The 8,340-nt window shown below is 68.7% G+C and carries 10 protein-coding genes; 6 read left to right on the forward strand and 4 right to left on the reverse strand.

Translation table 11 applies throughout. From position 1 onward, the window contains the following. The first annotated feature begins 150 nt into the window (after positions 1-150). The 5 genes from ADBZ6I_RS13945 (at position 151) to ADBZ6I_RS13965 (ending at position 5,420) form a co-directional block, all read left to right on the forward strand. On the forward strand, positions 151-408 hold the full coding sequence (locus tag ADBZ6I_RS13945) for a hypothetical protein (protein ID WP_526384813.1): 258 nt from the start codon (positions 151-153) through the stop codon (positions 406-408). Positions 409-424: 16 nt separating this feature from the next. Further along, on the forward strand, positions 425-574 hold the full coding sequence (locus ADBZ6I_RS13950) for a hypothetical protein (RefSeq protein ID WP_526384815.1): 150 nt from the start codon (positions 425-427) through the stop codon (positions 572-574). Between the two features lie 112 nt (positions 575-686). Further along, positions 687-2,660, forward strand: coding sequence for a GMC family oxidoreductase N-terminal domain-containing protein (locus ADBZ6I_RS13955; protein ID WP_526384817.1), 1,974 nt, complete (start codon positions 687-689; stop codon positions 2,658-2,660). Between the two features lie 68 nt (positions 2,661-2,728). Continuing rightward, the gene (locus tag ADBZ6I_RS13960) at positions 2,729-4,915 is read left to right on the forward strand and encodes a glycoside hydrolase family 3 protein (protein ID WP_526384819.1); all 2,187 of its coding nucleotides are present in this window, start codon (positions 2,729-2,731) and stop codon (positions 4,913-4,915) included. A gap of 115 nt (positions 4,916-5,030) precedes the next feature. Continuing rightward, positions 5,031-5,420: a hypothetical protein gene (locus ADBZ6I_RS13965; RefSeq protein ID WP_526384821.1), complete on the forward strand. Its 390-nt coding sequence runs from the start codon at positions 5,031-5,033 to the stop codon at positions 5,418-5,420. Between the two features lie 10 nt (positions 5,421-5,430). Here ADBZ6I_RS13965 and ADBZ6I_RS13970 read toward each other — a convergent pair whose 3' ends face one another. Genes ADBZ6I_RS13970 through ADBZ6I_RS13980 form a run of 3 tightly spaced genes read right to left on the reverse strand, consistent with a single transcriptional unit; the run spans position 5,431 to position 7,174 of the window. Next, a complete protein-coding gene (locus ADBZ6I_RS13970) occupies positions 5,431-5,940 on the reverse strand; it encodes an SET domain-containing protein (RefSeq protein ID WP_526384823.1) in 510 nt (169 codons plus the stop codon). 60 nt (positions 5,941-6,000) lie between these two features. After that, a complete protein-coding gene (locus ADBZ6I_RS13975) occupies positions 6,001-6,708 on the reverse strand; it encodes a peptidoglycan recognition protein family protein (RefSeq protein ID WP_526384825.1) in 708 nt (235 codons plus the stop codon). Positions 6,709-6,712: 4 nt separating this feature from the next. Then, positions 6,713-7,174: a hypothetical protein gene (locus ADBZ6I_RS13980; RefSeq protein ID WP_526384827.1), complete on the reverse strand. Its 462-nt coding sequence runs from the start codon at positions 7,172-7,174 to the stop codon at positions 6,713-6,715. Positions 7,175-7,251: 77 nt separating this feature from the next. Here ADBZ6I_RS13980 and ADBZ6I_RS13985 point away from each other — a divergent pair, with 77 nt between their 5' ends. Beyond that, the gene (locus ADBZ6I_RS13985) at positions 7,252-8,091 is read left to right on the forward strand and encodes a DUF3097 family protein (RefSeq protein ID WP_526384829.1); all 840 of its coding nucleotides are present in this window, start codon (positions 7,252-7,254) and stop codon (positions 8,089-8,091) included. Between the two features lie 38 nt (positions 8,092-8,129). Here the strand turns inward: ADBZ6I_RS13985 and ADBZ6I_RS13990 are convergent. Continuing rightward, positions 8,130-8,340, reverse strand: a 211-nt coding sequence (locus ADBZ6I_RS13990) for an aldehyde dehydrogenase family protein (protein WP_526384831.1), incomplete at its 5' end; no start/stop codon positions are given.

Below are 8,340 nucleotides of genomic sequence, written 5' to 3' on the forward strand. Positions count from 1 at the left end.
TACAACAGGCGATTCGCCTGAAACGGGAAGGTCTTTTGACCCTGCCGTCATAACGACAACACTTGTAGTCTCCTCAGACGCCCATCGGATTCCGCTCACCGCCTCATGCGAGCGGGTCGGCGGTCACGGCTGACTCCAGGAGGCTCCGCCATGCATTCTTCGGCTACGTTCGTCGGTCGCATCGGAGCCCTGGCGGTGGCGCTCGGAGTGGGTGTCGTGGTGGGCGGATACGGGATCGCCACCGCCGACACCGGCGGATCAGAGGGTTCGGCGTCGGATACCGATGCGTCGGCACCGCAGGGCTCACGGCACTCGGCACCCGGCCGGGGACACCGCGGGCAGCCGTCGCAGGCCCCATCGCAGGAGCAGACTCCCGACCAAGCGACCCGCCAGCTTCGACATCAGTGAGAAGTCCGGGTCGACGGTGATCAGCATCGTCAACAACAACCAGACCTACACCCTCAGCGGTGTCCCGCTCAGCACGGTCAAGATGGGCAACATCGTCGCGCTGGACTCCGGCACACAGGCCAAGTGGCAGGCGGCCATCAACGCGGCGGTGGCAGCCAAGCTCTGATAGTTCCGCCAACTGACCCCAACGATTCTTTGCCGAAATCAGCAATCGGCGTGGGTTGTCGGAGCTAAAATCCGGTTTTTCCGGATTTACAACCATGGCTGTAGGGGGCCAAATGACCATGCAACTGTCCGAGACTCACAGCGAAGTGCTGCGGGTACTGGCCGACACTGTCGTACCCGCCATGCCGCGGGACGACGATCCCACCGGCTTCTGGGCGGCAAGCGGAAGCAGCCTAGGGGCTGATGTCGCCGTCGCGCAGGCGATCGCCGGGATGCCCGAGGAGCAGCAAGCCGGCATGCTGAGCCTGCTCGACGGCCTGCACGCGCAGGGGTTCACCACCGGTTCGCAGGAAGAGCGCGAACAACTGCTCAGCGCGGTGGCGGCGTCTAGCGACGCGGCCGAAGCCGGCATCAGCGGGCTGGTCGGGCTCACCACCATGATTTCCTACTCCGGGCCCGACCCGAATACCGGAGTCAATGTGGCGTGGAAGCAGTGGGGTTACGACGGGCCCCCGCAATGGGAGCGCCGCGGACCCGATCCTCTGCCGACCTACACTCCCACTGGCGAGGCGGAGACGATCGACGCCGACGTCTGCGTCGTCGGCTCGGGGGCCGGCGGCGGCGTGGTCGCCGGCATGCTGGCCAAGGCGGGGCTGAACGTCGTCGTGCTCGAGGCCGGATCGAACAAGAACGAAGCCGATTTCAACGGCTACGAACTGCAGGCCCTGAACGAGTTGTTCTGGAACAACGGTCCCTGGCTGACCTCGAAGGCGAACATGATGACGCTGGCGGCGAGCACCCTCGGCGGCGGCCCGACGCTGAACTGGCAGAACTTCCTGCGCACCCCGGCGTGGGTCCGCGAGCACTGGGCCGAGGAATTCGGCTTGAAGGACGTCGCCACCCCGGAATTTGACGAGGACCTGGACGCCATCTGGACACGGCAGGGCGTCAATGACGGGTGTTCGGACTACAACGAGTCGCACAAGGCAATGCAGCGCGGCGCCGAGGCGCTCGGCTACAACTTCCATAAGCTGAGCCGCAACGTCGACCCGAGGTACTACCGTTTCGAGGCCGCCGGTCACACGGGCTACGGAGACGGTACCGGGGCCAGGATCGACCTGCGTACCACCTACCTGCGCGATCTCGTCGAGGTCGGCGGTCGGATCATCGTCAACTGCCACGCGGACCGGGTCCTGGTCGAGGACGGCCGAGGCGCCGGCGTAGCGGCCACCTACACCAATCCGCAGACCGGCGCGACGACTGCGGTGACCGTCAGGGCGCCGAAAGTCGTTGTGGCGGGAGGTTCACCGAATTCGCCCGCCCTGCTGCTGCGCTCCGGCATCGGCGGACCGGCCGTCGGTAAGAACCTGCACATGCACCCGGTCGTTTCCTGCCTCGCGCTGTACCCGCAGCAGATGAGCGGATGGTTGGGCGGCCCCATGGTCGGGCAGGTCGACACGTTCGCCAACATCGAGGACGGTTACGGGACCCTGTTGCAGAACGCCCAGTGGCTGCCGGCCGTCATCAGCACCGGCGTGGCGCGGGAGTCTTTCACCCAGCACAAGGAGACGATGGCCCGTCTCGGCCACGCGGCGATGTGGGTCGGAATCTCGCGCGACCGTGGGTCGGGCTCCGTCACGATCGACGAAAACGGCAGACCGGTGCTCAGTTACGAGCTCAACGACCCCGTCGACGAGCGCGTTGCCAACCAGTCCCTCGAGGCGCAGATCCGCCTGCACCACGCAGCGGGTGCCGACGAGATCATCCCGATGTCAGAGACCTTCGATCGGTGGCGGCGCGGCGAGGACCTCGAGGCGTTCATCGAGAGAATGAAGAATATGCCGAAGGCTCGCGGCGGCCACCGCCTCGTCTGTGCGCACCAGATGAGCTCGTGCCGGCTCGGCACCGACCCGGAGACGTCGGTCGCCGACCCCAATGGTGAGTTGCACGACACCCCAGGGGTTTACATCGGCGACGCCAGCGGTTTCCCGACCGCCAGCCTCGCCAACCCCATGCTGACGACGCTGGCGATGGCTCACCGCTTCGCCCGGCTGATGACTGCGGAGGTCGGCGCCACCGTCAGTTGATACCCCTCGCCAACGGCGATCGGCGTGCGACTGTTGTCGTACGCCGATCGTCGTTGTCGAGGAGTCCGATGCCTGCCACAGACCCGGTCTGCCCGCCCGGTACGGCGTTCGCGACCGCTGTCGACGCCGTGCGTCAGGGCCGGCAGGACGTCGAACAGGCGGCGTCCGGCCTGATAAGCCTGCTGACTGACGCGGAATTGCTGTATCTGCTCGACGGCGACCTGACGATCCTGCGCGGCCTGATCGGCATGTCGCAGCGGTACAACAAGGTGCCCTTCGAGGCTGGCCGCATTGACCGCCTGGGCATCCCGGGCATCCGCTTCACCGACGGCCCACGCGGGGTGACCCTGGGGGCGTCAACCGCGTTCCCGGTGGCCATCGCTCGCGCGGCGACGTGGGACCCGGATCTGGAGCGGCGAATCGCCGGTGCGATCGGCGCCGAAGCGCGCGCCCAGGGTGCCAACATCTGGGCCGGTATCTGCATCAACCTCGCCTACGCGCCGGGCTGGGGTCGAGCCCAGGAGTCCTACGGGGAGGACCCGTTGCTGCTCGGGGCGATGGGAGCCGCCGCCGCCGAGGGGGCCAAGCCCTGGGTGATGTCCTGCGTCAAGCACTTCGCGCTGAACTCGATGGAAGAAGCGCGGTTCCGCGTCGACGTCCGGGTGTCCGAAGACGTGCTGCGGGAGGTGTATCTGCCGCACTTCCGGTCCGTCGTCGAAGCCGGCGCCGATTGTGTGATGAGCGCCTACAACTCCGTCAACGGAACCTGGGCCGGGCAGAACGCCCACCTGCTGACCGAGATCCTGCGCGATGACTGGGGATTCACCGGGTTCGTGATGACGGATTTCATCTGGGGACTGCGTGACCCGGTCGGCTCGGTGGTGGCCGGCCAGGACCTGGAAATGCCGTTTCGCCAGCAGCGCGCGGCCACCCTGCCCGCGGCGCTGGCCGACGGGAGGCTCAAGCGGGCCGACGTCGAACAGGCCGCTCACCGGCAACTCGCCGCCCAGATCCGCCTCGCACTGCGGGCGAACCCGCATCCGCCCGCGACGGTGGTCGCTTCGGAGCAGCACCGGAAACTGGCCCGGGAGGCGGCGCAGCGAGGGGCGGTGCTGCTGCGTAACGAGTCGGTGCGGGGGGCGCCCGCGCTACCGCTGGTCGAGTCGTCACTGTCGACCCTGGCGGTGCTCGGCGCGCTGGCCGACCAGCCCAACCATGGTGACGTCGGCTCGTCGCTGGTGTCCCCGCCGTCGTCGGTCAGCATTGTCGACGGGCTGCGGGAAAGACTGGGGGACAGGCTGATCCGCGTCGCCGGTGTCGATGCCGAACCGGCCGTCGCGGCGGCCCGAGCGGCCGACGCCGCCGTGATCGTGGTCGGCCTGTCGTCGGAGGATGAAGGCGAGTCCATGATCGGAGTCGACACCGCGACCACCCGATTATTCGGCGGGATCGCACGCTTCCGGCCGGTGGCGGCGGCATTGGTCAAGCTGGCCGGGCTGGCGTCGGCGCTGAAGAAGTTCGGCGGTGACCGCCGCGATCTACGGCTGCGCGCCGAGGATGTCGCCCTGATCCGGGCCGTGGCGGAGGTCAACGATCGCACGATCGTGGTGGTAATCGGCGGCGGCACCATCGTGCTCGATCCGTGGGACCGCCCAACAGAACAACACCGCGTCGCCGCGGTGCTGCTGGCCTGGTACCCGGGCATGGAGGGCGGCCATGCGATCGCCGACGTTCTGCTCGGCGACGCCGAACCGGCGGGCCGGCTGCCACTGGCGATCCCGTGTCGGCAGAGCGATCTCCCCGAGGTGGACTGGGTCGCCGACACCGTTACCTACGGTCGGTGGTGGGGCCAACGCAAACTCGACCGGGACGGTGTTGCGGCCGCCTACCCACTCGGATTCGGTTTGGGATACACCACTTTCGCACTGTCCGACCTCACCGTCGGCACAGTCGAGGGCGAGCGGTTCAGCGCCGAGGTGACCGTCACCAACACCGGCGACCGCCGCGGCCGGCATGTGGTGCAGATCTACGCTGTGCGCCCCGGGGACACGGGACGCCCGGTGCACCACCTTGTCGGTTTCGCATCGGTGGACGTCGCGGCCGGGCAGAGCCGACGGAGTGTCGTCGACTGCTCCACCCGGCCACTGCAGCATTGGACCGCTGACGGCTTCGCGCTGGACAGCGGCGATCTGACCATCCGCGCGGCCTCGCACGCCGGCGATCCCGCGGCGGTCGAGGGCACGCTGGCGGTATAGCGCGAGTTGTTCAGCCCAGCGTCAGTGCGCGGTGGCGATCAGGTCGCCCTGCGCCAATGCCGCGGCCCGGTGGCCGTGTATCTCGCCCTCCAACCAGATGGGTATTGCCGTCACAGTGACGCTTCCGGTTCTGGTCGCCGTGCTCGCCACCATCGGCGGCATCCTGGTAGTCGGCGTCGGCGGCGGCCTGATCCGGCCGATGCAGGCCCGTTGGGAGAACTACCTGTCCTCCGCTGAGCGGGAAGGGCGAGAACTTCGGGCGCGCCGGTTCCCGCACTACGCGGCACCGGCGGGCGGTGTCGGTTCGGCAGGCATGGGATCGCCGGCGACGGTCTATCACCCGGCACCCAGCACCCCGGCCACCCCGGCCACCCCGGCCACCCCGGCCACCCCGACCACCGAACAGCCTCAGCACTGGGAGACCGGATCGACCCCCGAGGGCGTGCACCCCGCACCGAAGCCTGGCGTCAGGCGTGGCTGCAGCGTCTCGGGTCCGACGCCGTAACCGCCGGCAGTTAAGCCGGCGGAGCCGGCAGCGCCGAGATCCGGCGGGCCAGGTAGGGCGAAAACCAGCCCGCGTACTTCTCCTGCAAGTCCGGGCTGCGCCAATCCGACCCGGTGACGATTCCCCGGCAGTTCGGCTGCTCGCACCGGCAGCGGAACTCGTCGTAGTCGCTGGCGTCGCACATCGCGTAGTCGAAGGTCAATTCTTCACCCGGGGCGATGTCGCACATCGCCACCAGCAGCGTCTGGCCGAGCAGTCCGCAGTTGGGCTCGCAGGAGTGATTGAGCATGTCCCCGGCCGCCGGCGTCACGTCGGAGACGAGGTACAGGTCGGCGTCGACCTGAATCGACCGGCTCAGACGGTCCTCGCTCAAGGTCTGGAGCACGTCGAGAGTCACCACCCAGCCGCCGAAGGCCGCGACGGTCTCGCCAGCCGGGATGGGCTCGGTGGCAAAGGAGCCCCAGCCCTTCTCACCGGCCGGTCGGGCCTGCGCCCTCGGACTGAGCCAGCTGTAGTCCACCGATCTCAACCTCCCCTGTCATAAACGCCGTCATGCTACGGCCACCCGGCTGAACGTCGATTACCGACCGGCCTCAATATCGGCGACGATGCGCTCGGCCGGGGCTCCGCACCCCGAACTCAACGCGAAACCGGAGGCCAGCACATCGTCGATCCGGCGCTTGAGATCCCCGGAGACCAGATGCGCCTCCAGATCGCCGCCCGGGCAGGACGTCACCGGCGTGACTTCACGGTGACTGGCCAGAGTGGCGGTGGTGATCCCGAATTGCCTTGTGGCCCAAGCGCACACCAAGGCGGCACCGTTGAGTTGGGCGTCGGTGACGGTCTCCTCGTCGAAGTTGCCTTCGCACAGCACCAGGAAATGCCCGGTGGTGTCGTAATCGGTGGCGGTGTCGCCGGCGATGGCGGGATCGCGCAGCGCGAAAATGTTGCCTTCGCGGTCCACAGCGGCGTGATAGGCGATGTCGACCCAGCCTTTGTCGTCCTGGTGGTAGCGCTGGTGCTGGCGCAGGCGCGCGGCGATCTCCCGGTTGTCCGGAAGCGCCACGGCCGAGTGATGAATGGTCATGCGGTCGATCGTGTGCGGGCGTCCGCCGGGACGGGCCGGGCGCGCGCCCCAGGCATCCCGGCAGAGCATCACGCCGGACACGGCCGGGGGAGAGGCGGGCGGAGAGGCAGACGTCACCGCCGGTGCGGCCGAAACCCCCAGCGCCACAAGGCCCAGACCGCTGCCGAACTTGAGCACGTCTCGGCGGTTGAGGTTCTCCATGCGCTCAGCCTGCGGCGCAGCCGGCCAGGAAGAGTGCGGCGGGGATCTCGGCGTCCGCGGGCGGGGTCGTCGTGACGGGATCCGTGCCGCACACCACGCGCTTGTCCTGCACCACCCAGAACTGGTCCTCCTGCTCGAACACGAACGAGGTGGGCGCCCCCATCGACGGGGTGTCCCGGCTGGACAGCATGCCCGCGGTCACCGCCCAGCCGTCGGCGCAGCTCAGTTCCTCGACGGTGTAGAGGTTGTCCGGCCCCAGCGCCCGGGCGGCGGCGGTTGCAGGCTCGGCGAGAGCCTCCTTGGTGCACTCCGTCGTTGCGCCCACCATCGGCGCCGGCTGGGTCGCGACCGTCGTCGAGGTGGCCGCGGTCGCCGTGGCAGAACCGGCGGGCTCGGCGGCGCCCGAGCATGCCGACAGCGAGCTCACGGCCAGGACCGCGAAGGTGAGCGTGACGTGCGATTTCATCGCCCGAAAGCGTACCGGGCGCCGACCCGCCGGTCAGGTTGCCGCGCGGCGTACCGAACGCTCCCTAGGATCGCCGGGTGGCCGATCGCTATGGCGCTGACGTGCTCGCCGACAACCCGCACCAACCCCGCAGGCCCCGCTCGGTGGAGTGCTGCGCCGACTACGGGCTGGTGGTGGAGGACCCGCAATCCGGCTTCGTCGGTGCGGTCATCCGGATCGAGGGCGGCCGCGTCGAACTGGAGGACCGGCACGGTCGGGTACGGGTGTTCCCGTTGGGCCCCGGCTTTCTCGTCGACGGCAGCCCGGTGATCCTCACCGCCCCGCGCCGCACAGCGCCCGCCGCACCGCAGCGCACGGCGTCCGGTTCGGTCAAGGTCGCCGATAGCCGGGCACGGGTGGCGCTGGCCGGGCGCATCTACGTCGAAGGCCGGCACGACGCCGAACTGGTCGAGCAGGTCTGGGGCGACGACCTTCGCGTCGAAGGCGTCGTTGTGGAATACCTCGGCGGCATCGACGACCTGACCGAGATCGTCCGCTCGTTTCGGCCTGGCCCCGCCCGGCGTCTCGGAGTGCTGGTCGACCACCTGGTTCCCGGTTCCAAAGAGGCCCGCATCGCCGAGGCGGTCCGGCGCGGCCCGGGTGGGGAGCACACGCTGGTGGTCGGCCACCCGTTCGTCGACATCTGGCAGGCGGTCAAGCCGGCCCGGGTAGGCCTGGCCGCATGGCCGGTGATCCCCCGCAACGTCGAGTGGAAAGCCGGAATCTGCCAGGCGCTGGGCTTGCCGCATCGCTCTCACGCCGACATAGCCCGCGCCTGGCAGCGCATCCGTGGGTCAGTCCGTGACTGGACAGACCTGGAACCTGACCTCATCGGCCGGGTCGAAGAACTGATCGACTTCGTCACCCAACCGAGCTGACCCAACCGAGCTGACCCAACCGAGCTGACCTTGTCGCGTCAGCGCTGAATGGACTTGACGTAGAAGAACTCCTCCAGGCCGTGCATGCCCAACTCGCGGCCGAGCCCGGAGGCGCCGACCCCGCCGAACGGAGCGTAGGGGTTGAATGCGCCGCCGTTGACGTCGATCTGGCCGGTGTAGATCCGGCGGGCCACCCGCATCGCCCGGTCCTCATCACCGGACCACACCGCGCCGGACAACCCGAAGCGC

This window comes from Mycobacterium sp. (genome assembly GCF_044342925.1).
In the GTDB taxonomy this organism is placed as follows: domain Bacteria; phylum Actinomycetota; class Actinomycetes; order Mycobacteriales; family Mycobacteriaceae; genus Mycobacterium.

Bases quoted from the DNA above. Each gene is read 5' to 3' on its own strand.
- ADBZ6I_RS13960 (WP_526384819.1), top strand. From the start codon at position 2,729: ATGCCTGCCACAGACCCGGTCTGCCCGCCCGGTACGGCGTTCGCGACC.
- ADBZ6I_RS13975 (WP_526384825.1), bottom strand. From the start codon at position 6,708: ATGGAGAACCTCAACCGCCGAGACGTGCTCAAGTTCGGCAGCGGTCTG.
- ADBZ6I_RS13955 (WP_526384817.1), top strand. From the start codon at position 687: ATGACCATGCAACTGTCCGAGACTCACAGCGAAGTGCTGCGGGTACTG.
- ADBZ6I_RS13945 (WP_526384813.1), top strand. From the start codon at position 151: ATGCATTCTTCGGCTACGTTCGTCGGTCGCATCGGAGCCCTGGCGGTG.
- ADBZ6I_RS13980 (WP_526384827.1), bottom strand. From the start codon at position 7,174: ATGAAATCGCACGTCACGCTCACCTTCGCGGTCCTGGCCGTGAGCTCG.